Source organism: Mesorhizobium sp. M0276 (assembly GCF_040321755.1).
Taxonomy (GTDB): Bacteria; Pseudomonadota; Alphaproteobacteria; order Rhizobiales; family Rhizobiaceae; genus Mesorhizobium.
In genome coordinates, this window is the sequence record NZ_JAMYSC010000029.1 from 15,459 (window position 1) to 41,733 (window position 26,275).

The window sequence follows — 26,275 nt, forward strand, 5'->3', positions numbered from 1 at the left end:
TGCATCGTTCAAGAGCCAATGCCGTCAGCGCACTGTGCCTGAAGCAACATGCTGCGAGTGTGATCCGGTGCATTGCCGGGACCGGCTCGTAGCGGCCATCGGCCACGAGGCCGGCAGCCGCAGTTAGGCAAGAGATGGCCGGACGAGATGCAACCAACCGTCCGGCCGGAGTTCCAGTTGCTAGGCAGGTATCAGGACGGCGAGACGATGCACACCGACCTCCTTGCTTGTATTCGTCGCCTCGTCGGTCTTGCCCTTGGAGCAGGTGTACATGTCACCTGTCTTGAGCTTGAATTCCTTGTCTGCCTTCTTGATGGTGAACGCGCCGGAAGTGATCGTGCAGACCATGTCGTTGTCCATCACGGTTTGAGGCGCATGTGCTCCGGGCTGAAAGACTATGTCGACAATGGCGATGCTCTTGTAGGCGGGAATGTCGGAGTTGCCGGTGCCGACCTCAACCAGTCTGACACCGGGCGCAATCTCCTTGCCTTCTTTCGGACCGTATTTCTTGACCTTCGCGGACGCCACCAAGGTGAACAGAGGCGTTATCGCGGCAGCCGTCACACCGAGAGCAATTGCAGACCTGCGATTCATGGTTTTCATTGCGTCCTCCCACATGTTAGTCACGAACGATTGTGCATGACTAGGATATATTAGCACAAACGAATGTACTTGTATGCGAGGAAGTGCCCAAGCCAAGCACGGCGGTAGAAACTCCGCGCTTCCGGTTACGGCAAGCCAGCGCGCCACGGCAATTTTACATTGCCCCGCCGCAGCCGTCGGAGAGGTCCCATACATCGACGATCTGCTTGCCGTTAAAACCGTGCTCGTGGATCAGGTATTTCGCCAGGCCGCCATACACTTTCCAGCGCCAGCATTGGCAGCAGCACGGACCCTTCTCCTCGGAATTTGCCATCGCATAGTCGTAGGTCTGCTGTTCGGTGCTGGTGAGTTTCACATCGTAGTAAGGCATCATCTTCTGCGCGACGCCCGCCGGGATATCGTACGGATCGCTCGGGATCATCGCTATGTCTCGGTATCTGGCCAAGCCGTTCACCTGCTCGACATAGCGCTTCATTTCCATCGGGCTGCAGCACGAGCCCTTGATCCGCGAGGTGCTCGGCATGGTGGCGATCGATTCCGTGAATTTGGCCGAGCACGTGCTGTTGCCGTTTTCGCTGAGGTCTTTGAAGCGGCTCGCCAGGCCTGGATCCTCCGCGGCGATTGCCAAATCCGTATCCCTGAGGAAGCCCATAATCGCGGCGGCCCCAAAAATGCCGCGCAGAACCGTTCGTCGACTGGGGTGCGATATCTGGCTCAGTTGGCGGCCCTGGCCTGCTCGACCAGGCTCTTCATCGTCGCAAGATCGGTCGCGCCCGGGAAAATCTGGTCGCCGACGATGAAGCCCGCCATGATCGGCGCCACCTGGCGGTTGCGTTGCAATGGCCAGCATGAGGGAACGGGCCATTTTGCCGGAAACTCCGCCGAATTGGGTGCGAAATCCAGGCCATGGAAATTCGCGCGCCAATAGCCCTCCTTGTCGATCACATGCGTGACGATGCCGTGCGCCTGAATGCCGTCGTCCGTTTTGGTAAATTTGTGGCCAAAAGCTTCCGCCAGCGTGCGGGTAGCGTCCTCCGGCTGGTCCTGGGTTGTGGTCAGGAACGCCCAATTGACGGGATCGAGCCCATGCGTTGGTCCGTATTTTCGCATCACGTCCGGCGTGTCTCTCGTCGGATCTGTGGTGATGCTGACAAAGGTGACCTGGTCCTTCATCGGCGTGCCGTTCACCATTTTCTGGATCTCGGCGATCTTCTCGGCATGCAAGGGACAAACGTCCGTGCACGATGTGTAGATGAAGTGAAGGATGACGACCTTGCCACGCAGATCAGCCAGCCGCACCATGTGCCCGTCTGCGGTACGCAGCGTGAAGTCGGGCGCGGGTTTGTCGATCTGCTGGAAATACTTTTCGTCGCCCTGAAGCATGGCGTCGAGTTCTTCGAGCGAGTGCGCTTGCGCGCCGTGGACGAAGCCCACAATCAGCGCAGCAACGGAAATCAGGCACCGCAGGAAATGCATCCATTCTTGGATACGGACTGGCATCAGCTGTTGCCTTTCAGATCGGCGGGCACCGTTGTCGGACCAACGGCGACCTCTTCAGCTTTGGGGGAACCGTCTTCGGCCGGACAGGCGCGACCTGTCATCTTGTGCATGCAGAGGCCGAGCGCGCACATTGCGACGCAGGGCAAAGCGCTGAGAAGCAGCGGCGTGACGCCCGCCGCGGCCAGCCAGCTCCAGTTGGATGCAAGGCCTGCGAGGATCACGGCCGCCGCCAATGCGGGGAAGCCACGCCGGCCGCCGAGATAGTAGCGAATCGAGGCGAGGACATTGCGGCCGAACGAGGCCTCCTTGGCTCGGATCAGTTCTGTGGCGGTCACAGTGAATTCCTTCTCAGTTGGCAGCAAAATGGCTGCGGATGAAGTCGACCATGTCGGGAGCATCCCATTCAGCCGGACCAATCAGACGGGCGATCTCCTTGCCTTGGCGGTCGATCAGCAATGTCATGGGAAGGCCGAGGGCGCCGAGCGCGAACATCGCCTTGGCCGACGTGTCGATGTTGAGGGCGAGATGCTCGATACCGATCTCGGCGAAGAACTTTTTCACCTTGTCCGGACCGCCGCGATCCATCGACAGCGCGACGACCTCGAAGTCCGGCCCGCCGAGTTTGGCCTGCAGCCTGTCGAGCGTCGGCATTTCCTTGCGGCAGGGAGCGCACCACGTCGCCCAGATGTTGAGCAGCACGACCTTGCCGGAAAAATCGGCGAGCGTTTTGGGTTGCCCATCGCCGTCCTGGAACTGAATCTCCGGAAGCGGCTGCGGGCTCGCCTGAACAGCAAAATTCTGCGGCGGCTCGCCGGCCGTCGCAGGTCCAGGCACCGCGAGCAGTGCGCCGAAGAGAACGAGAGCGACCATCTTCATAGCTGCCGTTCCCTCGATTCGAGCCGCAGGAACGTCATGGCGAGCCAGGTTCGGGCAGGGCAATCCGACGTATCGGCAGACATAGCGCTTGCCTCTCAGTCCGTCGCGTAGACGGTGGGCGCCTTGCCGTCCTTGGTGAAGGCGTAGACGATGAAAGGGCCAGCCTTCTCGCCACCCATGCCGGGGGCACCGGTCGGCATGCCGGCCAGCGTGATGCCGGTGATGGCGGGCCGTTCGGTCAACAGTTTCTTGACGATATCGACCGGCACCAGCCCGTCGACGACATAACCGTCGACCATCAGCGTGTGGCAGCCTTCGAGGTCCGCCGGCACGCCGGCGTCACTGCTGATCTGGGACAGATTGTTGACGGGCTTGATGTCGACCTTGAAGCCGTTGTGTTCCAGATAGTTGGCATAGGATTCGCAGCAGCTGCATTGCGGGTTCTTGTACATCACCGCGTTGATCGTCGCCGCGACAGCCGGCAGCGGCATTGCGATCGCGACGGCGAAAGCGGCGAGAGAGTAAGTCAGTTTCATTGCAGTACTCCTTGTTGTCTTATTGTTGTTTTGACGAGAAAATCAGGTCACACGAAACACCGTCATGAGGCCGGCCATCTGGTGGTCGGCGACATGGCAGTGCAGCATCCAGTCGCCGGGATTGTCGGCGACGAACGCGCATTCGATCGTGTCCCTGGGAGCGAGCAGCACCGTGTCCTGCCATTGCCGGTACGGTACCGGCGAACCGTTGCGCGCAAGCACCAGCATGCTGAAGCCGTGGATGTGCATCGGGTGCCACCAGGCAGTTTCGTTGCGCATTGTGAGATGACAGGTTGCGCCGCGGGGCAGGGTGAACTGCGGCGCCATGCCGGCGTGGCCGTCACCGGTCATCGACATGCCGTTGATCGCCCACGCAGCGCCACCCTTCATGCCGGGTGTCGCCATGCCCATCATGCCGCCGACGCCGGCGAGCTTGCCGCCACCCATCATGCCGCCTTGCAGGACGATCTCCTGGCGCTCGGCGCTTGCGAGATCGGGTTGCTGCAACGGGTTGCGCGGCAGGCCAAGCGGCGTACCGAGAGGATGGGTCCGAAGTGGCGATGCGCTGTCATAGGCAAGCGTGGTCAGCGTATAGGCGAGGCCGTCATAGAAATCGTCGATCACTGCGTAACGCTTGCCTGGGTCGCCCTGCATATCGATCACGACGTCGATGCGCATGGCAGGTGCCAGAACAAGGCGGCCGTCCTCCGGTTCATGCGGATCACAGGGCTGGCCGTCGATCGCGACGACGACCGGGCGGTGGCCTTCGAAGCGCAGCGACATGATGCGGGCGAGCGACGCATTGGCCAGCCGCAGCCTGACACGTTCGCCAGCCCTTACGCTCTGGTCGGCCGGCGCCGTGCCGTTGATGGTGACGACGTTGCCGACGCGGCCGGACATCGCCGCGTCCATCGCGCTGCCGAAACCGGGCGCCATCTGCCCGTCGTCGGCAAGCCGCCAGTCCTGCAGCAACCACAAGAGGTCGCGGTCGACGGCGACGGGCTCGGTCTCCTCGACAATGAGGGCGCCGGCGAGCCCGCGACCGAGCTGCACAAGGCTGTTTGCATGCGGATGGTACCAAAAGGTGCCGGCGTCGGGCGGCGTGAATTCATAGACGAAAACTGTCCCCGGCTTGATCGGCTGCTGCGTTAGGCCGGGTACTCCGTCCATGGCGTTTTGCAGGCGGATGCCATGCCAATGGACCGTGGTTTCCTCGTCCAGCCCGTTCTCGACCGTGATGTGAACGGGTCGGCCCTGGCGCAGGCGCAGCATCGGGCCGGGGACCGTCCCGTCATACGCCCAGACAGGAGTAAGCGGATCGCCAGGGCTGGTGAAGCTGGCGTGGCCTGGCGCGATCCTGATGCGGCGCTCATCGACGGCGGATGCTCTTGGCGTTGCGGGGTGCACCAGGGTGGCCGCAGCAACGCCCGCCGCGGCAAAGACGAACCTGCGGCGTGAAATGGAATGACTGGAATCGATACTCACTCTCAAGCCCTTTGCGATCTCAATCGACGGCGAGCCTCTCGACGTCGAATTGCCGTGTGCCTGCCGGCGCGAAGCGCAGCGGCAATCAAACGCCGGAAATCAGCCGTGGGATGGCTGAAACGGCGTCAGACGAGATCGGTGGATTTGGGAGGGAATGGGTCGGGCACGGAACTTCGCCCGTGAAGGAACGGCATCGGTAGCGCCGATGGTTGCTGCACCGGTGGAACCATGGTGATGGCGAGGCTTTGAGGGAGTACGGCGAGCACCGGCGCGATGCAGGTCGGCGGACAATGCATCGGTTTGCCGGTGTCGCCCGCGCCCTTGAGGCAGGCGTTGCAGTCGCCATTCATGGCGGTGTCGGCCATCTTGGCCATGCCGGTGTCGGCAGGCATGGTCATGCCGCTGCCAGTCGTCATCATCATCTTCGCCGACATAACGCTCGCCTGAGCGGCAGACAGGCTGAACCCGGCGGTCAGGAATACCGCGAGGAGCATGACAAGCATATGTTTTGGCGACCGGCGTGCCATCATGCATCTAGGCTGGCCTCAAAAGATGGCATTTGCAAGCTGGATTCCGATGCTGCGACAATCCCGGCATCGCATCGTGCCTGAGGAAGAACCATGCTGTTGAGGGCCTTCGGACTGTCGGTAATCCGCTTACGAAGCCTGGCCGTGTCGCCAGCAGGCGATGAAATGGCCGGCCGCTGTCTCTCTGGCGGGCGGTTCGGCCTTTCTGCAATCGGGCAGGACCAGAGGGCAGCGGTCGGCGAAGGAGCATCCGGTGTTCGGGGCTTCCTCGATGTCGACTGGAACGGATAGCTTCGGCTCGGCCTCATCGGACGCCGCCGCCAGTAGCAATGCTGTATAGGGGTGATTGGGGCCCTGAAAAATCTGGTCGGATGAGCCGGTTTCGACGAGGCGGCCGCGGTAGAGCACGCCGATCCGGTCGGCCATGTAGCGCACGACCCTGAGATCGTGGCTGATGAACAGATAGGTCGTGTCCTTGTCGCGCTGCAGTTCGTTGAGCAGGTTGAGAACGGTCGCCTGGACGGAGACGTCGAGCGCGGAGGTGGGTTCATCGAGCACGACGACCTTCGGCACGCCGGCGAAGGCCCGTGCGATGGCTGCCCGTTGCCGCTGGCCGCCGGATAGTGATCGCGACTTCTGCTCGGCTGTGGCGCCGGCGAGGCGGACCGAGGCCAGCAGGTCGCTGACACGGGCTCTCACCTCGCTGCGACGCAGGCCGGCGAGCCGGCGCAGCGGGCGGCCGAGAATCCGGCCGATCCGCTGGCGCGGGTTGAGCGTGCGGTCCGGCGACTGGAAGACCATCTGCACGTCGCGCCGTTCGGCGAGGTTCCTCTTCTCGACGCGCGGCGCCACCATCCTGCCGAACAGCTCGACCGATCCGGCATTGGGCGCCTGCAGGCCGGTGACGATCCGTGCCATGGTCGACTTGCCGGAACCGGACTCGCCGATCAGCCCGAAGGTCTCGCCCTGGCCGATGTCGAGATCGATGCCGTGCAGCACTGGCTGGCTGCCGAAGGCATGGCTGATGCCCTTGCAGGCGATCGCGATCCGGCGTTCCTTTGGCGGGCCGGCGGCTTCATTCTGGACCGCTGGGTGCGGCGTCAGGCTATCCGTCTCCGCCAGTCTTCCGTTCCGCTTGGTGTAATTGAGCGCCGGGATCGAGGCGATGAGCGCCTTCGTATAGGCGTGAGACGGGTTGTCGAAGACATCGCCGGCGGCGCCGCTTTCGACCACCTTTCCCGACTGCATCACCGCCACCCGGTCGCAGGAGCGGCGGATCATGTTGATGTCGTGGCTGATCAGCAGGATGCTGGTTTTGTGGTCCTTGCGCAGATCGGAGAGGATGGCGATGATCTCGGACTGGACGCTGGCGTCGAGCGCCGTCGTCGGCTCGTCCAGCACCAGCAGCGATGGCTCGAGCGCAATCGCGATGGCGATGTTGGCACGCTGCTGCATGCCGCCGGAGAGTTCGTGTGGATAGAGCCCCAGTACCCGCTCCGGATGGCTCACCCGAACGCGGCCGAGCAGTTCGGAAGCCCGCTCGCGCGCCTCGTCATGGCGCATCGGGCGATGCCGCATGATCGTTTCGGTGATCTGGCGGCCGATCGTCATGCTTGGGTTGAGGGCCGCGCCCGGATGCTGGTAGACGGCGGCGATATGATCCCCCCTAAGCTGGCGCAACTGCTCGGCCGAGAGGTCGCGGATTTCGCGGCCCTGGAACTCCAGCGCTGACGCCGCGATGCGGGCATTCCTCGGCAGATAGCGCAGGATGGCGAGCGCCACCGAGCTTTTCCCCGATCCGGACTCGCCGACAAGGCCGAGTGCTTCGCCTTCGGCTATGCGCAGCGAGACGCCGCTGACGGCGGGATGCGACCCATTGCGCCCGTCATAGGCGATGGAAAGCTGGTCGACGTTCAGAACCGAGGAGAACATTGGGGGCTTGAAACCACTTTCTTCCAGCGTCGCGATCGAGGGCAATCGCTTCCACTTTCTCAATGCATTATCTCTATAAAGTTACTCGAATTAAGCCGGAGCGCAATCTAACTTTCAGGGCTCAAGAGAGATTGTCGCCGTCTGCCGAAGCAGCGCGACGTCCCTCGGAGCAGATCTGGAAGGAGACCGGCATGGCTCGAGCCCACATGATCCTCAGCGCATTTTTCTTCAACCCGCAGGGCGATCATCGGATGTCGTGGCGCCATCCGCGGGCGCCGGGCCGCGAGGTGCTGGACTTCGAGTTCTACCGCGATCTCGTGCAGGCGGCCGAGCGGGCCAGGATCGACACCATCTTCGTCGCCGACCACGTGTCGATCTGGGATTCGGTCAAGAGCGGTGTCGCCCACTACGCCAATGCCCGCCTCGAACCGCTGACGCTGCTGTCGGCGCTGGCCGGGGCGACCAGCCATATCGGCCTGATCACGACGGCGTCGAGTTCCTACAGCGAGCCCTACAATGTGGCGCGCATGTTCGCCTCGCTCGACCATATAAGCAAGGGCAGGGCATCGTGGAACGTCGTCACCTCGGCGATGGATGAGGAGGCGCGCAATTTCGGCCGCGATGGCAACATCGAGCATGCGTTTCGCTATGAGCGCGCGGCCGAATTCCTCGATATCGTCAAGGCGCTGTGGGACAGCTGGGAAGACGAGGCGCTGCTGATCGACAAGGCGTCGGGCTATTTCGCCGACCCCGACAAGGTCCATCCCATCGACCACAAGGGCAAGCATTTCAAGGTGCGCGGGCCGCTCAACGTCTCACGGCCGCCGCAGGGCCATCCGCTGATCGTCCAGGCCGGATCGTCCGAGGACGGCAAGAACTTCGCCACCGCGCAGGCCGATGCGCACTTCGCCATCTACAGCACCAAGGAGGATGGCATCAAATATCGCCAGGACATCAACGAGCGTCTCGCCCGCCACGGCAGGCGGCCGGAGAGCTTCAAAATCTTGCCCGGCATCCTGCCGATCGTCGCCCCTTCCGAGGCGGAAGGCCGGGAAAGACAGGAATACCTCCAGACCCTGCTGCCCGACCAGGTCGGCATCGACCTGCTGTCGAGCTGGAGCGGCATCGATCTCTCCGTCTATCCGCCGGACGGGCCGCTGCCGCCGCTGCCGGACGAAAGCACCTTCAATGGCGGGCGCACGTCGCTCAACCGGGTCAAGCAGTGGGCGAAGCAGAATCTCAGCCTGCGAGAGATTGCCCGCAAGCTCGCCAACAGCGGTTCTGTACCGACCGTCGCGGGCACGCCAAGACAGATCGCCGACCAACTCGAAGACTGGTTCGTTTCCGGTGCCGCCGACGGCTTCAACCTGATGTTCCCGCTGCTGCCGGAAGACTGGGTGAACTTCGCCGAACAGGTGGTGCCCGAGCTGCAACGGCGCGGCGTGTTTCCGAGCGAATACGCGCAGGGAACGCTGCGCGACCGCTTCGGCCTGGCGCGGCCCGCCAACCGCTTCGCCGAGCAGCGCGACAATGCGCGCGCCGTGTCCTGACCGGGAGAACGATCATGACTGTCGCCCCAAGATTGCAGCCTCGTGAAGCGACCGCTCCGCAGCTCGTCAACGTTCTGCACAGCCCCAAGCGCGTGCGGGTCAAATTCGGCGGCCGCACCATCGCCGACAGCCGCAACGTGCTGGTGCTGCGCTCCAACCATTTCCTGCCGATCTATTTCTTCCCGCCGTCAGCGGTCGACCCGTCGGTGCTGAAGCCTTCGCTGCATCGCGAACCGCATCCAGTGGGTGGCGAGACGGCCTATTGGGATATCGACAGCGGCGACAGGCGCAGTGCCAACGCGGCGTGGGCCTTCATCTCGCCGCCGGATGAGAACCTGGCGCCGCTCGCCGGCCGCATCGCCTTCACCTGGAAGGCCGTCGACCAATGGTTCGAGGAGGACGAAGAAGTCTTCGTCCACGCGCGAGACCCTTATGCGCGCATCGATGTGCTGCAAAGCACGAGCCATGTGCAGGTCTGGTTCGACGGCGAACCGATCGCCGACAGCCATCGTCCGGTGCTGCTGTTCGAGACGCATCTGCCGACCCGCTTCTATCTGCCCGCGGAAGACATCCGGCTGGAGCGGCTGACGGCGTCCGTTACGACGACGCGATGTCCCTACAAGGGCATCGCCTCCTACTGGTCCGGTCTGCTGAGCGATGGAACGGTGCGCCCGGACATCGCCTGGAGCTATCGCGATCCGATCGCGGAGATGCCCAAGATCAAGGGCCTCATCGCCTTCTATCCGCAGGCCGTGGACCGCATCCATCTCGACGGCGAACCCGTCGCATAGGTTTCAATCTTCATTTCAGAGCAGGGTTTTAACATGACCAAACACAGGGATATCGACGCACTTCGCAATCTGTCGGGAGACATCTGGAATGTCGCCGTCGACGAATATCAGGGCGGCTTTCTCAAGCGCCGCGATCTCCTGAAATATGCCGCACTGCTTGGCCTGACCGGCTTTGCCGCCTCGCAGGGGCTGGGGGGCGCGCGCGCTGCCGCAGCAGCAGGCGGCACAGTGCGTGTCGGGCTCGGCCAGCCGACCAAGGCGATCGATCCGGTTTCGGTGACCGATCCGGCCAGCATCGGGGTGATCAGCCAGGTCGGCGAATATCTGATCCTCGACGACCCAAAGGACGGGCTGCAGCCGAAGCTTGCCCTGTCCTGGGAAGCCGACGAGACGGCCAGCCGCTGGACCTTCAAATTGCGGCAGGGGGTGAAATTCCACGACGGCCGCGCGGTCACCGCCAAAGACGTGGTGGCGAGCTTCGAGCGGCTGGTCGATCCGGCCAGCGGCTCGTCTGCCTTGTCGGCCTACAAGGGCATCCTGTCCAAGGGCGGCGCCAAGCTGGTCGACGAGCAGACAGTCGCTTTCGATCTCGACGGTCCGAACAGCAACTTTCCCTTCTATGTTTCCTCCGACGTCTACAATGCCGTCATCCTGCCGGCCGACTATGCCGGTGATTTCGAGAAGACTTTCAACGGCACTGGCCCGTTCAAGCTCGAATCCTTCCGTCCCAAGCAAGGCGCCAGCTTCGTGCGCAATGAGGATTACTGGGGCGACAAGGCGCTGCCCGACCGGGTCGAGATCAAGTTCTTCGACGACGAGCAGGCGCAGGTGCTGGCGCTGCAGGCCGGCCAACTCGACGTTATCCCGAGCACGACGCGCCTGGAACTCGCGATCGAGGGCAATCCGAATTTCAAGCTGCTGAGCGTGCAGGCGAGCTCACACGACCAGGTGCATCTCAGAACCGACCAGGCTCCGTTCACCGACAAGCGCATCCGCCGTGCGCTGGCCCTCACCATCGATCGCGAGGCGGTGGTCAAGGGCCTGCTCAAGGGCCGTGCAATCGTCGGCAACGACAGCCCGTTCGCGCCGATCTTCCCCTCGGCCGATCCGTCGGTGCCGCAGCGCAAGCAAGACATTGCGGAAGCCAGGCGGCTGCTTGGCGAGGCGGGCGTGCCCAACGGCTTCGAGGTGACGTTGACCACCGAGCGCGCCTATGACATTCCCGACTATGCGGTGATCATCCAGAACTTCGCCAAGAAGGCCGGCATCGACGTCAAGCTCAATGTCCTGCCGCAGGACGCCTATTATGGCTCGGCGACTTTCGGCAGCTCGCCCTGGCTGGATTCGGTGCTCGGCATCACCGACTATGGCCATCGCGGCACGCCCGATATCTTCCTCAACGCGACGCTGAAGAGCTCGGGAGCCTGGAACGCGGCGCATTTCAACAACCCGGCCTATGATGCGCTGCTGCTCGACTACTCGAAGGCACGTGATCTGCAGGCACAGCGCCTCGTTGCCGGCAAGATCCAGACCCTCTTGCTTGACGAGACGCCGGCGATCATCAGCTACTTCTCGCAATACAGCCGGATCGTCAGCTCAAAGGTCGAGGGCGTGCGCTTCACCGCGATTTCGCATCTGCTGCTCGACCGCGTTTCCTTCGTCCAGGCATGATCGCGACATGCTGACCGGCCGCATTCTGTCGGCGCGTGTGGGCACACTTGTCCTCACGCTGTGGCTGGTCAGCATCCTGGTGTTCTTCGCCGGGCAGGTTTTGCCCGGCGATGTCGGCCGCGTCATGCTCGGGCCGTTTGCCGACGCGCAGGCCGTGGCGGAACTGAACAAACGGCTCGGCGCCGACCAGCCGGTTCTCGTCCAGTACTGGCTCTGGTTCAGCAAGGCCGTCACAGGCGATTTCGGCACCTCGCTGTCGATGCGCGCGCCGGTGGCCCCCTTCGTGCTGGAAAGCCTCAAGCGCTCCGCGGCCCTTGCCGGCATTATCTTGATCTTTCTCATTCCGCTCGGGGTTGGCGGCGGTGTCATCGCCGGTCTCAACGCCGGCCGCATCATCGACCGGCTGATCGTGATGGCGGGCGTTTCCTTCGGCATCGTGCCGGATTTTGTGTCCGGCCTGATGCTGCTCATCGTTTTCGGCCTGTGGCTGAACTGGTTTCCGATCTCAGGCGTTGCGCCAGATGGCGCGGGCTTCTGGACGCATGGCTATTATCTGATCCTGCCGGCGCTGCCGCTGGTGCTCAATCTTGCCGGCTACATCGCCCGGATGACGCGGGCAGGCGTGATCGAGGCGATAGCCGCCGACTACACACGCACCGCCGTCCTGAAGGGTTTGAATCGACACGAGATCATCCTTCGGCACGTGCTGCGCAACGCGCTGACCCCGACCATCGCGGTGCTGGCGACGCAGACCGGATACATGCTTGGCGGACTGGTGGTGATCGAGGCGTTGTTCGGCATCCAGGGGCTTGGCAATCTGGTTTTGAACGCGGCCAAGGCACGCGATTTTCCGATGCTTGAAGCGGGCGTGCTGGTGATGGCGGCAATCTTCGTGCTGTCGGCGGCAGTGGGCGACCTCGCGCTGGCCTTGCTCGATCCGCGGCAGCGCCGTCGGACCTCGCAATGACGGATCTGACGGAATCTCCGGCGCCGCGGCGCGCTGTGGTTGGTTTGCCAGCGGTGCGCAGGATCGGCAGTGCTTTCTCCCGACTGCCCCCATCGGTCGTGATCGGAACGCTGCTGCTGCTGTTCTGGGTCGCCTGCGCGCTGTTCGGCAATCTCTTCGTTCCCTACGATCCCTATGCCGAGGATTTTCTGGCGACGCTGACGCCGCCCGATGCCTTGCATTGGTTCGGGACCGATCAGCTCGGCCGCGACGTGCTGTCGCGCATCGTGGTTGGATCGCGCGACATCCTGCTGGTTGCGCCGTTGGCGACGCTGGCCGGCGTTGCGGCCGGCAGCATCATCGGCCTGGTGCTCGGCTATTTCGATGGCCTCACCGATGCCATCGGTGCGCGGCTGCTCGATACGCTGATGGCGTTTCCGTTCATTGTTCTCGTCACCATGACGCTGGTGGCGATCGGGCCGTCGAACCTGACCGTCATCCTGGTGATCGGCATCGCCTATGCGCCGCTGGTGGCGCGCACCGTCCGCGCCGCCGTGCGCGAGCAGAAGGAGCGCGACTATGTGAGCGCCGCCCGGCTTGGCGGCGAAGGCGCGCTTGCCATCATGTTCCTGGAGATATTGCCCAACATCAGGGAGACGATCCTCATCGAGCTCGTCACCCGGCTGGGCTACGCGTTCTTTTCGATCGCGACCCTGAGTTTTCTGGGCCTCGGCATCCAGCCGCCGTCGGCCGATTGGGGACTGGCCGTCGCCGACGGCTACGGCTTCCTGACCGGCGGCAAATGGTGGGTCGTCGTGTTCAATTCCGCGGCAATCGTCTCGCTGGTGATGGCGACCAACCTCGTCGCACAAGGCATCGGTGCCTTCGAAAATAGCGATGCATGAGCCTTAAACCGGGCGCTGGAAAGTTTCTTTTGCATTGAAGCCTGGCGCGCATCCTTATATCGCATGGCTATGAAGAAAATCGGTTTCCTGTCGTTCGGGCACTGGACGCCCTCGTCGCAATCGCAGGTGCGCTCGGCATCGGATGCGCTTTTGCAATCCATCGATCTTGCCGTCGCGGCCGAGCAGCTTGGCGCGGACGGAGCGTATTTCCGCGTGCATCATTTCGCCCGCCAGCTCGCTTCGCCGTTCCCGCTGCTGGCGGCTGTCGGCGCCAAGACCAGCCGCATCGAGATCGGCACCGCCGTCATCGACATGCGCTACGAGAATCCGCTCTACATGGCGGAGGATGCGGGCGCGGCCGACATCATCGCCGGCGGCCGCCTGCAACTCGGCATCGGCCGCGGCTCGCCGGAACAGGTGATCGACGGCTGGCGCTATTTCGGCTACGCGCCGCCGGAAGGCAAAAGCGACGCCGACATGGCGCGGCATCACGCCGAGGTTTTCCTCGACACGCTGCGCGGCGAGGGCTTCGCCCAGCCCAATCCACGACCGATGTTCCCCAACCCGCCTGGCCTGCTGCGGCTTGAGCCGCATTCGGAGGGTTTGCGCGAGCGGATCTGGTGGGGCGCGGCGACCAACGCCACGTCGGAATGGGCGGCGAAGCTAGGCATGAACCTGCAAAGCTCGACGCTCAAATTCGACGAGAGCGGCAAGCCGTTCCACATCCAGCAGGCCGAGCAGATCCGCATCTACCGCGAGGCCTGGAAGGCTGCCGGCCACAGGCGCGAACCGCACGTCTCGGTCAGCCGCAGCATCTTCGCGCTGGTCGACGATCGCGACCGGGCCTATTTCGGACGCGGCAATGAGAGCCGCGACCAGATCGGCTTCATCGAGGAGAACACCAGGGCGATCTTCGGCCGCAGCTACGCCGCCGAGCCGGAAGTGCTGATCAAGGAACTGGCTAAGGACGAGGCGATCGCCGAGGCCGACACGCTGCTGCTCACCGTTCCGAACCAGCTCGGCGTCGACTACAATGCGCATGTCATCGAGGCGATCCTGACCCATGTTGCCCCGGCGCTGGGCTGGCGCTGACACCGGATCGCTCAAGACGGATCATTTCAGGGAGGTACACCATGGCGAGGAAGGCTTTGATCGCCTGGGGCGGCTGGGAAGGTCACACACCGGAGCGCAGCGCCAAAATCATCAGCTCGCTGCTTGAGCGCAACGGATTCGACGTCACGCTCGGCCAGGGCACCGCGATGTTCGCCGATCCGGAGCTTGCCTCTTTCGATCTCATCGTGCCGGTGATCACGATGTCGACGATCGAGAAAGCCGAACTTCAGAACCTGACGCTTGCCGTTCGCGGGGGCAGCGGGCTCGGCGGCTTTCACGGCACGATGGGCGACAGTTTTCGTAACGAACCCGACTATCAGTTCATGACCGGCGGCCAGTGGGTGGCGCATCCCGGCGACATCATCGACTATAGGGTCGCCGTCACCAGGCCGGACGACCCGATCACATCCGGCATTGCCGATTTCGCCTACCGGTCGGAGCAGTATTACATGCATGTCGACCCGAGCAACGAGGTGTTGGCCACCACCATCTTCACCGACGCGCATTTCCCGGGGATAGGCGGCGTCGTCATGCCGGTCGTCTGGAAGCGTCGCTATGGCGCGGGAAAGGTTTTTTACAGCGCGCTGGGGCACAATGCCGACGAGTTCGCGGTGCCGGAGATGGCGCTGATCGTCGAGCGAGGTCTCATCTGGGCTGCCCGCTAGAGTTTTTGTTTTGACGCAATTCCCGAGGGAAAGCGCTATGCGCTTTTCCCGGGAAAACCGTTTCACACTTTTCCTGGAATTGCTCTAGGCCTGCGGAGATGTGGACGTCAGCATGACTGTACCGGTGAGAGATTTGCCGCTGCACACGCCCATTGATGGCCGGCACCGCAAGATGCTGATCGACGGCGCCTGGTGCGACGCGCTCAGCGGCCGGACCTTCGAGACGCGCAATCCCGCCACGGGTGCCGTGATCGGCACCGTACCGCTCTCCGATTCCAGCGATATCGACCTCGCCGTGGCGGCGGCCCGGCGCTCCTTCGACGGGCCGTGGAGCCGGTTCAAGCCTTATGAACGCCAGGTGCTGCTGCTGAAGATCGCCGATCTGATGGAGCGCCATTGGGAGGAGATCGCGCTTTCGGACACCACGGATATGGGCATGCCCATCGTGCGTACGCTCGCCAACAAGAACCGCGTGCTTGGCATGCTGCGCTTCTATGCCGGCATGGCGACATCGATCCATGGCCACACGATCGGCAATTCGCTGCCGGGCGAGATCATCTCGTACACGCGCAAGGAGCCGGTCGGCGTCGTCGGCGCGATCATTCCCTGGAATGCGCCGACCGCCGCCTCGATCTGGAAGATCGGCCCGGCGCTGGCGACCGGCTGTACCATCGTCCTGAAGCCTTCCGAGGAAGCGCCGCTGACGCCGCTTCTGATCGGCGCGCTGATGATGGAGGCCGGCGTGCCGCCCGGCGTCGTCAATATCGTCACCGGCACTGGTGCCGAGGCCGGCGCGCCGCTCGCCGCCCATATGGACGTCGACAAGATCGTCTTCACCGGCTCGACAGTGACCGGCCAGAACATCCTGCGCGCCTCGGCCGGCAACATGAAGCGCGTCTCGCTGGAGCTTGGTGGCAAGTCGCCGGTCATCGTCTGCGCCGACGCCGATCTCGAACGCGCCGTGCCGATCGCGGCGATGTCGGTGTTCGCCAATTCCGGCCAGATCTGCATCGCCGGCTCGCGGCTGTTCGTCGAACGGCCGATCCATGACGAATTCGTCGACCGGGTCTCGGCCTATGCGGCGAAGCTTCGGATCGGCGACGGCGCCGACCCCGAGACCGAGATCGGGCCGCTGATTTCGCCCAAGCAGCTCGAACGCGTCGCTGGATTCATCGAGGATGGCACAAGGCAAGGCGCGCGGCTGGTCACCGGCGGCAAGCGCATCACAGAAGGTGCGCTTGGTTCAGGCAATTTCATCGCGCCAAGCGTTTTTTCGGGTGTCACCGACGACATGCGCATCGCCCGCGAAGAGATCTTCGGCCCGGTGATTTCGGCGCTGCCGTTCGACACGCTGGACGAAGTGGTGCGGCGCGGCAACGATACACCCTATGGGCTGGGTGCCGGCGTGTTCACCCGCGACCTCGGCAAGGCGCACCAGCTGGCCAACCGCCTGCGCGCCGGCTCGGTCTGGGTCAACACCTATCACGCCATCGACCCGGCAGTGCCCTTCGGCGGCTACAAGATGAGCGGCTACGGACGCGAAGGCGGGGCGGAGCACCTCGATGAATATCTTAATACGAAAGGCGTCTGGATCAGGACGGATTGAGAGGTCGTCTGGCGGCGTTTTGCGACGGGATGATCGAAAGACGGAGCAAATCATGGATTCCAGGGAAAGCTGGTCCTCATCCGAAAAGAAGCTCGCACGCCGCGCCTTCGACGCTGCACTTGAGGTGGCGCTGGCAAGGACGATGGCCGAATTCAAGAACAAGGCCAACGCCGCGACTGTCCCCGCCGAGATGTGGGAGGTCGAAGACTATTTGCGTGAGCGGCGCCGCGAGATCGACCGGATGTTCGACTACCGCTATTCCCAGCTTCTGTATGTCTTCGCGGGTCTCATTCGGGCAGGCTATCTCGACGAGAACCTGCTCGCCGGCCTGTCGCAGGACAAGCGGGACGCCATTCGCCGGGATATCGCTTTTGCCGAGAGCCTCTGATGAGGGATAGAGCGCTTCGATCAACTACGAAGGTTAGCAATGCCATTGATGCCAGCCCCAACCATCGCGACTATCGACAGACCTCCATACCTTCGTCATCCTAGGGCGTAGCAGTCGCGAAGCGACGTCGCGGAGACCCTAGGATCCTGCCGCGACTATTGAGCGATGCGACGGTGCAGAAGATTCGGATCGCTATCGCCGCCACGTCGACGCAACATTCGATCGGTGCAGGCGACAATTCTGGACCGGTGCAACTTTGGTGCCAGTCACGGCATGGATCCTAGGGTCTGCGCCGCGTCGCTTCGCTCCTTGCTCCGCCCTAGGATGACGAACGAGGGGGGCAGCACCACCTCACCCGATGCCGCCAGTGACCGCATAAGCACCTGCGCTACGCCCGTCCTCCAGCCGCACGACCGCCGTCACGATCGACCCATACGGACCGCGCCAGCCGCTGTGCAGCCGCTGATGCTCGGCGGACGGGACGAGCGCACGCCCGCTGAAGCGCGCGCCGCTGCGCTGCAGCGCGACCGCCTTGCCGTTGACGTGCACTTTGACGCTGGCCGCCTCTGCGACTTCGTTGGGCAGGTCGAGCGTGATGAGGATTTCATCCTGATCGCCGGAAGGCCGCGTCTCGGCGGCGAGCTTTATGGCAAGCGGCGGCGCCTTGCCGTCGCCGGCTCGGGCAGGGCGGCTCGAAAAGACTTCGTCGGGCAGCTCAGGCGTGCGCGGCGGGCGGGTGCGGCGCTGCGTGGAGCGCTCGAAATCGCCGGCCATGCACAGCAGTCTCTCGTCGTCATAAGCCTTGCCGGCGAAGGTCAGGCCGACCGGCATGCCGATATCGGCCATCGTTCCCATCGGCACGGTGACGGTCGGGATGCCGAAATGGCGCCAGACCAGATTGCCGTTGGCGACCCAGGTGCCGTTGCGCCAGGCAATGGCGGCGGATGCATCGTTGACGTCGGCGTCGGACGGGCCGACATCGGCGGCGGCGGGCAGCACCACCGCGTCGATGCCCAGTGCATCCAGCCAGTCCTCGAAATCGATCCGTCTCGTCGTCTCCAGCCCCTTCAGGCCCTCTTCGAGCGTTGGAATTTCCGCGAAAGGCGTGACGCCGGCTCGCGCGCGCTCGACATACTCGGCCAGGTCAAAGCCGCCTTGGTAGCGGTCGGGCAGTGTGCCCGGCGGTTGCGGGAAGATTTTGGGGCCATCGACCGAAACGAGATCGGGCAGGGTGGGATCGGCGTTGGCGCGCAAAAAGTCGTCCCAGCCCCAGATGCAGAGATCCCAGAGTTCGCGCTCGCCGAAGTCTTGCGGCACCAGCCCGCGCTCGACCATAGTGCGCGCGCCGGCGCGGTCGCGCTCGTAGTTGGAAACGACGGGAAAATCGACCTCCACCACTTCGGCGCCAAGCCGCTTCAGATCGGCCGCCGCGTGTTCCCACAGGGCAAGCACCGAGGCGCGGGTTTCGATCGGCGCATCGGCGTCGCTGTCGCGGCCGATATACATTCTGGGCACGCCGAGCCGCATGCCTTTCAACGATCCCGCCAGTGCGAGGTCGGCATAGCGTGGCGGCCGCACGTCGGAGCTTTTCGGCAAGATGATCCAGGGCTGCGCGCGCCAGAAATCGCCTTGGGTCACGGGGTCGTCGGCGACGATCACGTCGAGCAGTTCGAGCATGTCAGGCACACTGCGCGTGTGCGGCACCACGACATCCATAGTCGGTACCAGCGGCCAGTTGCCGCGCACCGAAATGATGCCGCGCGACGGCGTGTAGGCGACCAGCGCGTTGTTGGTCGCCGGCGCGCGGCCGGACGACCAGGTCTCTTCGCCAAGCCCGAAGGCGCAGAAGCTGGCTGCCGTCGCCGTGCCGGAGCCATTGGATGAGCCCGACGCGAAGGCCGCAGCCAGGAAGTCGGCGTTGTAGGGGCTTTCGGCACGGCCATAGACGCCGCGCTGCATGCCGCCATTGGCCATTGGCGGCATGTTGGTCAGGCCGATCAGCACGGCACCGCCTGCCCTGAGCCGGGCGATGGTGAAGGCGTCCTCATTGGCGACGAGATGCTCGAAGGCCGGCGAGCCGGCGGCCACCGTCAGGCCAGATACCTTGTAGCTGTCCTTGGCGGTGTAGGGGATGCCGTCGAGCGGCCCGAGCACGGCACCCTTGCGGCGCCGCTGGTCGGAGGCGGCCGCTTCCTCGAACATCGCTGGATTGAGTACCGGGACGGCGTTGAGAGTTATGCCGTGGCGGTCGAAATGCGCGATGCGCCTGAGATACGCACCGACCAGTTCGACGCTGGTGACGGTGCCGTCGTCGAGCGCGCGGCGCAATTGGCCGATCGTCGCTTCGACGAGATGAAGGCTGGCATCGGTCATCGCTGGTCCCAAATTTCCACGGGCCATGGATGAGCGAGGCAGCAGACTTCGGCAAGAGCCTATCGCGATCTTCGTTGGAACTTTTGTCCGGCTGGCGATTTTGGATGTATGGTGTGATTCCGAAATGGCCGGGAGGGTGCTGCCGATGACCACGAAATGCGTTGCGATCCTAGCTCTCGCTGTGGCAATGGGCTCAAGCCTTTGCGCCCCGGCCTTCGCTGGCGACCGGCATTACGACCGCCGAGCCCACTCCGAACGCTACGTTCCCGCCGAAGGCGATCTCATCGACATCCTGTTCGGCGGCCCGCGTTACTACGATCAGCAGCTGTTCACGACGGCGGCCGGCGCCTGTTCCTACCATCGCGTCGGACCAGATGCGAATGCGTTGAACAAAATCAACGATCATCACTGCGGGAAGTAAGGCAGTAGGCAGTAGCTACGCCTCAACGCTGGCCGCTTTCCTTCATCCGCTCGTTGATATCGGTCATCCGCGCCCGGTCGCGGCTGCAAGGTCGGTCAGTGGCTTCGCCGACCGCTACGGCATGCTCCTATCAATGCCCTGCGTTTTCCGTATGTCTTCCAACACGTTGAGACGCGGCAAGATTTAGAAACGGCGCTCAGGGATTTTTTGACCGTGCAGCCCAACGCCATGCCTGGCTTGCCGGCATTCGCTACAACCAAAACGCGAAAAAGATATCGCGGAGGAAACCTTTTAGGAGTATCGGCGGTAGTAGCTGCTTTTGTGCAGGGGAGGTTTGGGATGGAGCGTTTCGAAATCCTGGAAGAGCCGACAGGCCCATTCTCGATTTCGACACATTCACGGAACTGCCGGTGGGGGACGTTGTAGAAACAATGCCTGATCAGGACGACCCGATCCGAGCGGCCATCGGACGGCTGCTCGCCGAGAAGACAGGTGCCGCCGTCATATCGATGAGAGAGAGCATCAGGGAGCTTCTGACGCTGACCGGTGCCGGGCTGGACGAAACACTGCAGGACCTGTTGCTGGAAATGGCCGAAGTCCGCGGCATGACGGTCGCTCTCGACCTTTAGGGTCGCCGTCGGCCGCGCGACTTCGGCAGATCGCACAAAGTTGAGCCTGTGCGGAGCTTTGCGCGTTGCATCCAATCCGTTTGAGGATGTCCTTTACGTGCCCATGTGAGGCCGGACCAGCGTCCGCGCCGCGTCTTTCCCTGCCGCGAGGATGCGATCGGACAATTCGGTCCCTTTCACAGCGCGGGCCATTTGAAGCGCACCGATGACCGTCGCAAAGACAGCAAGCGCCACGCCTTCCGGGTCCTTTGCCCGCGGAAGTGCCTCGGCCAATTGGCGCACCAAAGCCAGCAAATGGTCGGTATAGGCGTCGCGCGTTTCAGGTGGCTGACGCGCCAGTTCCGGCAGCAGCGCGGCTGACGCGCAGCCCTTTCCCGGATTGTCCCGATGCTCGGCCGAGAGATACGCCTCTATGGCCATCTCCGGGCCACCCGAGGCCAATGCTTCCGCAATCTGCTGCGCCTGAAGCTCCATGGCTGCCGCCACGCTTTCGCGCACAAGCTCCGCCTTGGATTGGAAGTGGGGATAAAACGCGCCGTTCGTCAGCCCGGCGTCGCTCATGATGGTCGCAAGTCCGGACGCGGCTATGCCGTCGCCGCGAAAGCGGTCGGCGGCGACCTCCATGATCCGGCTGCGTGACGCGTCTTTCCGGCCCTTTTCGTAACGCATGGCTGCCATTCCTTTCTGCTATTGCATTATGAGCGTAATCTGATATTATGAGTGTAATTCAAAGGGCGCAGAAAAGCTAGCCCCCATGAGCTTGGAGCAAGAAATGAATATGAATTCGGGAAAAACCGCGATCGTTACCGGAGCCTCCTCAGGCATCGGCCGCGCCAGCGCCGAGGCACTGGCGCGGGCAGGGTTCACTGTCTTCGGAACGAGCCGCCGCAAGGCCAACGGCCCGGACGGGGTGACCATGCTGATTTGTGACGTGACCGATGGCGAGGCCGTCGCTGCACTTGTCTCAACGGTGCTCGGGCAGACCGGCCGGATCGACCTCTTGGTCAACAATGCCGGCGTCGGTCTGCTTGGAGGGGCCGAGGAATCCTCCGTGGCACAAGTGCAGGCTCTGTTCGACGTCAATCTGTTCGGTGTCATCCGCATGACCAATGCGGTGTTGCCGTCGATGCGGCGGCGCGGCGAAGGACGCATCGTCAATATCGGCTCGGTACTGGGATTCGTGCCGGCGCCGTATTCGGCGTATTATTCGGCGGTCAAGCACGCGCTCGAGGGCTATTCGGAATCGCTCGATCACGAGGTTCGTGCCTTCAATATCCGCGTCTCGGTCATCGAACCTGCATTCGTGCGTACCGTCTTCGACCAGAACGGAATCGAGCCGGATTCCCTGTTGAAAGAATACGATCGGGCACGAGCCGGGCTCGAAGCGCTCCTTCGCGATGTGATGCCTGTAGCCGATCGACCGGAAGTGGTGGCCCAGGTGGTCGTCAAGGCGGCGACCGATACCAATCCGCGACGGCGCTATACCGCCGGCAAGGCCGCGCGCCAGGTCAGCCTCCTGCGCCGCTTTGCCCCCGCGGGGATATTCGACAAGAGCCTGCGCAAGCAGTTCCGCCTGCCGGTCTGAACAACAGCCAGATAGAGGAAATCACGCACATGCGCCTAGCAACGACGACACAATTGGCCAGTCCCCACAGGACGGAGGTGCCAAGCACGACGCATAGGTTCAATCAGCCGCCCCGCTCACCGGCGTCGTTCCAGGACACGCCGACGCGCTCGGTGGATGTCGGCGGCACGGCGTTCGTCTACCGGGAGCTCGGCCCCAGGACCGGCGTACCGGTGATCCTGCTCAACCATCTCGCTGCTCAACTGGACAACTTCGATCCACGCATCATCGATGGCCTCGCCGCGACCCGGTGGGTGATTGCCTTCGACAACAGGGGCATCGGTGCTTCGGGCGGCAAAACGCCGTCAAGCGTTGCCGAGATGGCACGGGATGCGGTCGCCTTTATCCGGGCGCTGGGGCTCAAGGAAGTAGATCTCTTCGGCTTTTCGCTCGGCGGCTTCGTGGCGCAGGAGATTGTGCTGAGCGAGCCCAGGCTTGTGCGCAAGCTCATCCTGGCCGGCACCGGGCCGGCCGGTGGCGAAGGCATCGACAAGGTGACGCCGTTGACGATCGTCGACATGATCAAGGGGGCGCTTACTCTTCGGGATCCGAAATACTATCTCTTCTTCACAAGGACGGCGAATGGGCGCCGCGCCGCCAAAGCTTTCCTGCAGCGGTTGACGGAGCGCCATGCCGATCGCGACAAGCCGGTATCGCTGAGCGCGTTCCGCGCTCAGCTCAAGGCGATCAAGGCTTACGGATTGCAGGCGCCGCAAGACCTGAGCGCCATCCGAATTCCTGCTTTGGTTGCGAACGGCGATCATGACAGGATGGTGCCAAGCGGCAACACCCACGATCTCGCCCGGCGTATCCCTGGAGCGCAACTGGTGATCTATCCCGATGCCGGACATGGCGGGGTCTTCCAGTACCACGCCGATTTCGTCCTGAAGGCCTTGGCCTTCCTCGATGCTTGATGCCTGACGTCTTTCTCAGGGCGGTTTTTTCGTCCCGGAACATCAACAAACATTTTCAGGAAGTCACTGTCATGAAGGCATTCGTCGTCGACAAATATAACAAGAAGGGCATTCTGCGGCTGGCCGAGATGCCGGAGCCGGTGCTTGGGGACAATGACGTCCTGGTCGAGGTCCACGCCGCGGCCGTGAACCTCCTCGATTCCAAGATCAGAACCGGAGAGTTCAAACTCATCCTGCCCTATCGCAGGCCCTTTATCCTGGGCCATGACGTGGCCGGTAGGGTTGTCCGCGTGGGATCGAAAGTCCGCAAGTTCAAACCTGGCGACGATGTCTATGCACGGCCGCGCGATGGACGGATCGGTGCATTCGCCGAGTTCATCGCCATGGACGAAGCCGACGTCGCCCTGAAGCCCAAAAATCTCAGCATGGAAGAGGCGGCCTCGATCCCGCTGGTGGGGTTGACCGCCTGGCAGGCGCTCATTGAAAGGGCAAACCTAGGGAAGGGACAGAAAGTCTTCATTCAGGCCGGTTCCGGCGGCGTCGGGACGTTCGCCATCCAATTGGCAAGGCACCTCGGCGCAACTGTCGCCACCACCGTGAGCGCGGCGAGCGCCGATCTGGTCAGGGGGCTCGGCGCCGACGTTGTCGTCGACTACAAGAAAGATGATTTCGAGAAAGTTCTGTCGGGATACGACGTCGTCTTGAACAGCCAGGACGCAAAGACGCTTGAAAAGTCGCTGAATGTGCTGAAACCGGGTGGGAAGTTGATCTCCATCTCCGGCCCGCCGGATCCCGAATTCGCCCGGGAAAAGGGACTGAACCCCGTGCTGAGGCTTATACTGCGCCTGTTGAGCCGAGATATCCGGACCAAAGCCAAACGCCGCGGCGTGAAGTTCTCGTTCCTTTTCATGTGGGCGCAGGGTGATCAGTTGAGCAAGATTGCATCCCTCATCGAATCCGGAGCGATCCGCCCGGTTGTCGATCGGATATTTCCCTTCGAAGCGACCAACGAGGCTCTGGCTTACGTCGAAAGCGGACGTGCCAAGGGCAAGGTCGTCATCAAGGTCAGATAAAACTCGGCAGTGAAAGAGCCTCAGCCGCGCCGGGCCGCGTCGATCGATGCGACGTCTATCTTCTTCATGTCCATCATTGCATCGAACGCGCGCTTGGCTTCGTCGCCGCCGGCCGCCATCGCCTCGATCAGTGTGCGCGGCGTGATTTGCCAGGACACGCCCCATTTGTCCTTGCACCAGCCGCACGCACTCTCCTGGCCGCCATTGCCGACAATGGCATTCCAGTAGCGGTCGGTTTCCTGCTGATCGTCGGTGGCGATCTGGAACGAGAAGGCCTCGCTTTGCTTGAACGCGGAGCCGCCGTTCAGTCCGATGCAGGGAATGCCGGCGACGGTGAATTCGACCGTCAGCACATCGCCCTGCTTGCCGGACGGAAAATCGCTCGGCGCACGGTGAACGGCACCCACCTTGGTGTCTGGAAAGGTCTCCGCGTAGAAACGAGCCGCAGCCTCGGCGTCCTTGTCGAACCAGAGGCAAATCGTGTTCTTCGGCGTCTTTGGCACTGCGTGTTCCTTTCGATCTAAAGGCTGATTTCCGTCCTGGCGTTCCACCCGCGCTCTTGTGACATAGGTCGCCAACCGCTTCTCGCCACTGTCGCGGCCCAAATGGACCGACGGAACCGGCGTGGCCCTGACGAATTTAATATTGGCACAGGAGGTTGCCATGATCCGCAAGCTGAAGTCCGGGGAGTTCCGACTCTATTCCCGGAAGGACGACCCAAAGACCCACAAGCGCAGAAATCTCGGTACGTTCAAATCGCGTGAGGCCGCCGAGAAGCACGAGCGTGAGGTCCAGTACTTCAAGCGGCATTAGCGCGCGCTGCGTTCGCCAGCTGCGGATGTCCATCTGCGTCAGGCTGTTCCAACATCGAGTCAGCCCAGAAGATTGCGTGCCGCGCGCATGAAAATCCTTGAGCCGATCGGGATCAGGTCGTCGGGAAAATCATAGTCCGGATTGTGCAATGAAGGGTGCCGCTCGCCTGCGCCGAGGAAGAACATCGCCGATGACGCGCTGTGACCGAACAGGCCGAAATCTTCCGAGGCGCGCATCGGCAGGGCCTCTTCGCTGTGCGCGACGCCCTCTTCGCCGAGCGCGCGTTGCAGGTGCTCCACCGCATCCTGCGCGTTGACGCTGGCGACGAAGATTTCGTGATAGTCCCACCGGGCAGCGAGGCGATGCTCGGCGGCAATCTTCGCGACCAGCGCCTCGGCGGCGGCGCACAGGTCTGCCATACGCTCGTCGCGGCGGGTCCGCAGCGTCGCCCACACCTCGGCATGACCAGGCGCGATGCCGAACACGGCTTCGCCCATTGCGGCATGAGTAACGGTGACCATGGAGAAGGCGTCATCGGCGAAGGTTCCGCGCCTGAGCGCGGGGAGGGCCGGCATCAGCTCGCTGATCGCCAGCATCGGCGAGACGCCGGTCTCCGGCATCGACGAATGCGCGGTCTTGCCCTCCAGCACGATGCGCATGCCGCGTGAAGCACAGTTGACCACGCCGGGTTTGAGCCGCACTTCGCCGAACGGCACGCCGGGCAGGTTGTGCAGCGAGAAGGCGAAATCCGGCGCGATCTCGCCGAAACGCGGATCGGCGATGATGCCGGCCGCGCCATTGCCGGTTTCTTCCGCCGGCTGGAACATCAGCACGACGCGGCCGCTTGCTGGCCTCTCGCGCCCGAGCTGGCGGCCGAGGGATGCAAGGATCGCGGTATGTCCGTCATGGCCGCACATATGCGACTTGCCAGGCACGCGCGACGAATGCGGTACGCCCGAAAGTTCTTCGATCGGCAAGGCATCGAGCTCCGATCGGAACAGCACCGTCGGCCCCGCTCTGCCGCTGTCGTATATGGCCGCGACGCCGTGGCCGCCCAATCCGGTCAGCACCTTGTCCGGTCTGGTATCGGCGAGGAAGTCGATGACCTCTTTTGCCGTCTTCTCCTCTTCGTTCGAGATTTCCGGATGCTGGTGCAACTGGCGCCGCCACGCGGTCAATTCGACGATGTCCCGGTTGGTAAGGGTCATGCTTTTGGCCTCCGCTGCATTCACGACACGCCCGGAGGCGTCAAACTGCGATGACGAGTATCGACAAATGGCTGTGCCTGCACACTCCAATCTTCAGGCTTTGCGGGCCAGGCAAGGCGGCAATGC

General features: G+C 63.1%; 28 protein-coding genes. 15 read left to right on the forward strand and 13 right to left on the reverse strand.

Features of this window, described 5'->3' with window-relative positions; translation table 11 throughout:
* Positions 1-180 precede the first annotated feature (180 nt).
* The 9 genes from NKJ01_RS22035 to NKJ01_RS22075 all read right to left on the reverse strand — a co-directional run bounded on the left by NKJ01_RS22035 (position 181) and on the right by NKJ01_RS22075 (position 7,522).
* Entirely contained in the window at positions 181-603 is a 423-nt protein-coding gene (locus tag NKJ01_RS22035) for a hypothetical protein (protein ID WP_352730887.1), read from the reverse strand.
* A gap of 154 nt (positions 604-757) precedes the next feature.
* Complete coding sequence (locus NKJ01_RS22040) at positions 758-1,231, reverse strand: hypothetical protein (RefSeq protein WP_352730889.1); 474 nt, start codon at positions 1,229-1,231, stop codon at positions 758-760.
* Between the two features lie 86 nt (positions 1,232-1,317).
* Positions 1,318-2,103 (reverse strand): SCO family protein, encoded by a 786-nt coding sequence (locus NKJ01_RS22045; protein ID WP_352730891.1) that lies wholly within the window; start codon positions 2,101-2,103, stop codon positions 1,318-1,320.
* Entirely contained in the window at positions 2,103-2,438 is a 336-nt protein-coding gene (locus NKJ01_RS22050) for a hypothetical protein (protein ID WP_352606417.1), read from the reverse strand. The genes NKJ01_RS22045 and NKJ01_RS22050 overlap by 1 nt, the downstream gene beginning before the upstream one ends.
* A gap of 13 nt (positions 2,439-2,451) precedes the next feature.
* Positions 2,452-2,979, reverse strand: coding sequence for a TlpA family protein disulfide reductase (locus NKJ01_RS22055; RefSeq protein WP_352730893.1), 528 nt, complete (start codon positions 2,977-2,979; stop codon positions 2,452-2,454).
* Between the two features lie 95 nt (positions 2,980-3,074).
* A complete protein-coding gene (locus NKJ01_RS22060) occupies positions 3,075-3,515 on the reverse strand; it encodes a DUF411 domain-containing protein (RefSeq protein WP_127294807.1) in 441 nt (146 codons plus the stop codon).
* A 42-nt stretch (positions 3,516-3,557) separates the two neighbouring features.
* Positions 3,558-5,000, reverse strand: coding sequence for a multicopper oxidase family protein (locus tag NKJ01_RS22065; RefSeq protein WP_352730896.1), 1,443 nt, complete (start codon positions 4,998-5,000; stop codon positions 3,558-3,560).
* 125 nt (positions 5,001-5,125) lie between these two features.
* On the reverse strand, positions 5,126-5,503 hold the full coding sequence (locus tag NKJ01_RS22070) for a hypothetical protein (protein WP_352730898.1): 378 nt from the start codon (positions 5,501-5,503) through the stop codon (positions 5,126-5,128).
* A gap of 153 nt (positions 5,504-5,656) precedes the next feature.
* Positions 5,657-7,522 carry a dipeptide ABC transporter ATP-binding protein gene (locus NKJ01_RS22075; protein WP_352730901.1) on the reverse strand — a complete coding sequence of 622 codons (1,866 nt, stop codon included), beginning with the start codon at positions 7,520-7,522 and terminating at the stop codon, positions 5,657-5,659.
* A 128-nt stretch (positions 7,523-7,650) separates the two neighbouring features.
* On the opposite strand from NKJ01_RS22075, the gene NKJ01_RS22080 reads away from it, so the two are divergent.
* The 9 genes from NKJ01_RS22080 to frp all read left to right on the forward strand — a co-directional run bounded on the left by NKJ01_RS22080 (position 7,651) and on the right by frp (position 17,094).
* The gene (locus tag NKJ01_RS22080) at positions 7,651-9,009 is read left to right on the forward strand and encodes an LLM class flavin-dependent oxidoreductase (RefSeq protein WP_352606409.1); all 1,359 of its coding nucleotides are present in this window, start codon (positions 7,651-7,653) and stop codon (positions 9,007-9,009) included.
* Between the two features lie 14 nt (positions 9,010-9,023).
* Positions 9,024-9,800, forward strand: a complete 777-nt coding sequence (locus tag NKJ01_RS22085; protein ID WP_023759566.1) for a DUF427 domain-containing protein — start codon at positions 9,024-9,026, stop codon at positions 9,798-9,800.
* 33 nt (positions 9,801-9,833) lie between these two features.
* Positions 9,834-11,471: an ABC transporter substrate-binding protein gene (locus tag NKJ01_RS22090; RefSeq protein WP_352730904.1), complete on the forward strand. Its 1,638-nt coding sequence runs from the start codon at positions 9,834-9,836 to the stop codon at positions 11,469-11,471.
* A 7-nt stretch (positions 11,472-11,478) separates the two neighbouring features.
* Positions 11,479-12,438, forward strand: coding sequence for an ABC transporter permease (locus NKJ01_RS22095; protein WP_352730907.1), 960 nt, complete (start codon positions 11,479-11,481; stop codon positions 12,436-12,438).
* A complete protein-coding gene (locus NKJ01_RS22100; protein ID WP_352730910.1) occupies positions 12,435-13,322 on the forward strand; it encodes an ABC transporter permease in 888 nt (295 codons plus the stop codon). The genes NKJ01_RS22095 and NKJ01_RS22100 overlap by 4 nt, the downstream gene beginning before the upstream one ends.
* 69 nt (positions 13,323-13,391) lie before the next feature.
* Positions 13,392-14,414, forward strand: a complete 1,023-nt coding sequence (locus NKJ01_RS22105; RefSeq protein ID WP_352731040.1) for an LLM class flavin-dependent oxidoreductase — start codon at positions 13,392-13,394, stop codon at positions 14,412-14,414.
* Between the two features lie 41 nt (positions 14,415-14,455).
* Positions 14,456-15,100: a ThuA domain-containing protein gene (locus NKJ01_RS22110; protein WP_352730913.1), complete on the forward strand. Its 645-nt coding sequence runs from the start codon at positions 14,456-14,458 to the stop codon at positions 15,098-15,100.
* 112 nt (positions 15,101-15,212) lie between these two features.
* Positions 15,213-16,706: an aldehyde dehydrogenase family protein gene (locus NKJ01_RS22115; protein WP_502905892.1), complete on the forward strand. Its 1,494-nt coding sequence runs from the start codon at positions 15,213-15,215 to the stop codon at positions 16,704-16,706.
* A gap of 52 nt (positions 16,707-16,758) precedes the next feature.
* Positions 16,759-17,094 carry a fluorescence recovery protein gene (gene frp, locus NKJ01_RS22120; RefSeq protein WP_352730915.1) on the forward strand — a complete coding sequence of 112 codons (336 nt, stop codon included), beginning with the start codon at positions 16,759-16,761 and terminating at the stop codon, positions 17,092-17,094.
* Positions 17,095-17,445: 351 nt separating this feature from the next.
* Here the strand turns inward: frp and NKJ01_RS22125 are convergent, their stop codons facing one another.
* A complete protein-coding gene (locus NKJ01_RS22125; protein WP_352730918.1) occupies positions 17,446-19,467 on the reverse strand; it encodes an amidase in 2,022 nt (673 codons plus the stop codon).
* Positions 19,468-19,492: 25 nt separating this feature from the next.
* On the opposite strand from NKJ01_RS22125, the gene NKJ01_RS22130 reads away from it, so the two are divergent.
* Entirely contained in the window at positions 19,493-19,888 is a 396-nt protein-coding gene (locus tag NKJ01_RS22130) for a hypothetical protein (protein WP_502905893.1), read from the forward strand.
* Positions 19,889-20,319: 431 nt separating this feature from the next.
* On the forward strand, positions 20,320-20,517 hold the full coding sequence (locus NKJ01_RS22135; RefSeq protein WP_352730921.1) for a hypothetical protein: 198 nt from the start codon (positions 20,320-20,322) through the stop codon (positions 20,515-20,517).
* A gap of 93 nt (positions 20,518-20,610) precedes the next feature.
* Here the strand turns inward: NKJ01_RS22135 and NKJ01_RS22140 are convergent, their stop codons facing one another.
* Positions 20,611-21,186, reverse strand: a complete 576-nt coding sequence (locus NKJ01_RS22140) for a TetR/AcrR family transcriptional regulator (RefSeq protein WP_352730923.1) — start codon at positions 21,184-21,186, stop codon at positions 20,611-20,613.
* Positions 21,187-21,289: 103 nt separating this feature from the next.
* On the opposite strand from NKJ01_RS22140, the gene NKJ01_RS22145 reads away from it, so the two are divergent.
* The 3 genes from NKJ01_RS22145 (at position 21,290) to NKJ01_RS22155 (ending at position 24,128) form a co-directional block, all read left to right on the forward strand.
* Positions 21,290-22,102, forward strand: a complete 813-nt coding sequence (locus NKJ01_RS22145; RefSeq protein ID WP_352730926.1) for an oxidoreductase — start codon at positions 21,290-21,292, stop codon at positions 22,100-22,102.
* Positions 22,103-22,131: 29 nt separating this feature from the next.
* A complete protein-coding gene (locus tag NKJ01_RS22150) occupies positions 22,132-23,055 on the forward strand; it encodes an alpha/beta fold hydrolase (protein WP_352730929.1) in 924 nt (307 codons plus the stop codon).
* A 71-nt stretch (positions 23,056-23,126) separates the two neighbouring features.
* The gene (locus NKJ01_RS22155) at positions 23,127-24,128 is read left to right on the forward strand and encodes an NADP-dependent oxidoreductase (RefSeq protein WP_352730931.1); all 1,002 of its coding nucleotides are present in this window, start codon (positions 23,127-23,129) and stop codon (positions 24,126-24,128) included.
* Positions 24,129-24,148: 20 nt separating this feature from the next.
* Here NKJ01_RS22155 and NKJ01_RS22160 read toward each other — a convergent pair whose 3' ends face one another.
* Positions 24,149-24,631, reverse strand: coding sequence for a VOC family protein (locus NKJ01_RS22160; protein ID WP_352730933.1), 483 nt, complete (start codon positions 24,629-24,631; stop codon positions 24,149-24,151).
* Positions 24,632-24,791: 160 nt separating this feature from the next.
* On the opposite strand from NKJ01_RS22160, the gene NKJ01_RS22165 reads away from it, so the two are divergent.
* Positions 24,792-24,941 (forward strand): hypothetical protein, encoded by a 150-nt coding sequence (locus NKJ01_RS22165; RefSeq protein WP_352730935.1) that lies wholly within the window; start codon positions 24,792-24,794, stop codon positions 24,939-24,941.
* 59 nt (positions 24,942-25,000) lie between these two features.
* Here the strand turns inward: NKJ01_RS22165 and NKJ01_RS22170 are convergent, their stop codons facing one another.
* A complete protein-coding gene (locus tag NKJ01_RS22170; protein WP_352730937.1) occupies positions 25,001-26,149 on the reverse strand; it encodes an amidohydrolase in 1,149 nt (382 codons plus the stop codon).
* Positions 26,150-26,275 lie beyond the last annotated feature (126 nt).

Coding starts and splice junctions, on each gene's coding strand:
- NKJ01_RS22070 (WP_352730898.1), bottom strand. CDS start 5,503: ATGCTTGTCATGCTCCTCGCGGTATTCCTGACCGCCGGGTTCAGCCTG.
- NKJ01_RS22080 (WP_352606409.1), top strand. CDS start 7,651: ATGGCTCGAGCCCACATGATCCTCAGCGCATTTTTCTTCAACCCGCAG.
- NKJ01_RS22150 (WP_352730929.1), top strand. CDS start 22,132: ATGCGCCTAGCAACGACGACACAATTGGCCAGTCCCCACAGGACGGAG.
- NKJ01_RS22035 (WP_352730887.1), bottom strand. CDS start 603: ATGAAAACCATGAATCGCAGGTCTGCAATTGCTCTCGGTGTGACGGCT.
- NKJ01_RS22085 (WP_023759566.1), top strand. CDS start 9,024: ATGACTGTCGCCCCAAGATTGCAGCCTCGTGAAGCGACCGCTCCGCAG.
- frp (WP_352730915.1), top strand. CDS start 16,759: ATGGATTCCAGGGAAAGCTGGTCCTCATCCGAAAAGAAGCTCGCACGC.
- NKJ01_RS22045 (WP_352730891.1), bottom strand. CDS start 2,103: ATGCCAGTCCGTATCCAAGAATGGATGCATTTCCTGCGGTGCCTGATT.
- NKJ01_RS22140 (WP_352730923.1), bottom strand. CDS start 21,186: ATGCGTTACGAAAAGGGCCGGAAAGACGCGTCACGCAGCCGGATCATG.
- NKJ01_RS22110 (WP_352730913.1), top strand. CDS start 14,456: ATGGCGAGGAAGGCTTTGATCGCCTGGGGCGGCTGGGAAGGTCACACA.
- NKJ01_RS22130 (WP_502905893.1), top strand. CDS start 19,493: ATGGATGAGCGAGGCAGCAGACTTCGGCAAGAGCCTATCGCGATCTTC.
- NKJ01_RS22135 (WP_352730921.1), top strand. CDS start 20,320: ATGCCTGATCAGGACGACCCGATCCGAGCGGCCATCGGACGGCTGCTC.
- NKJ01_RS22105 (WP_352731040.1), top strand. CDS start 13,392: ATGAAGAAAATCGGTTTCCTGTCGTTCGGGCACTGGACGCCCTCGTCG.
- NKJ01_RS22060 (WP_127294807.1), bottom strand. CDS start 3,515: ATGAAACTGACTTACTCTCTCGCCGCTTTCGCCGTCGCGATCGCAATG.
- NKJ01_RS22115 (WP_502905892.1), top strand. CDS start 15,213: ATGACTGTACCGGTGAGAGATTTGCCGCTGCACACGCCCATTGATGGC.
- NKJ01_RS22090 (WP_352730904.1), top strand. CDS start 9,834: ATGACCAAACACAGGGATATCGACGCACTTCGCAATCTGTCGGGAGAC.
- NKJ01_RS22165 (WP_352730935.1), top strand. CDS start 24,792: ATGATCCGCAAGCTGAAGTCCGGGGAGTTCCGACTCTATTCCCGGAAG.
- NKJ01_RS22170 (WP_352730937.1), bottom strand. CDS start 26,149: ATGACCCTTACCAACCGGGACATCGTCGAATTGACCGCGTGGCGGCGC.
- NKJ01_RS22125 (WP_352730918.1), bottom strand. CDS start 19,467: ATGACCGATGCCAGCCTTCATCTCGTCGAAGCGACGATCGGCCAATTG.
- NKJ01_RS22100 (WP_352730910.1), top strand. CDS start 12,435: ATGACGGATCTGACGGAATCTCCGGCGCCGCGGCGCGCTGTGGTTGGT.
- NKJ01_RS22155 (WP_352730931.1), top strand. CDS start 23,127: ATGAAGGCATTCGTCGTCGACAAATATAACAAGAAGGGCATTCTGCGG.
- NKJ01_RS22095 (WP_352730907.1), top strand. CDS start 11,479: ATGCTGACCGGCCGCATTCTGTCGGCGCGTGTGGGCACACTTGTCCTC.
- NKJ01_RS22145 (WP_352730926.1), top strand. CDS start 21,290: ATGAATATGAATTCGGGAAAAACCGCGATCGTTACCGGAGCCTCCTCA.
- NKJ01_RS22055 (WP_352730893.1), bottom strand. CDS start 2,979: ATGAAGATGGTCGCTCTCGTTCTCTTCGGCGCACTGCTCGCGGTGCCT.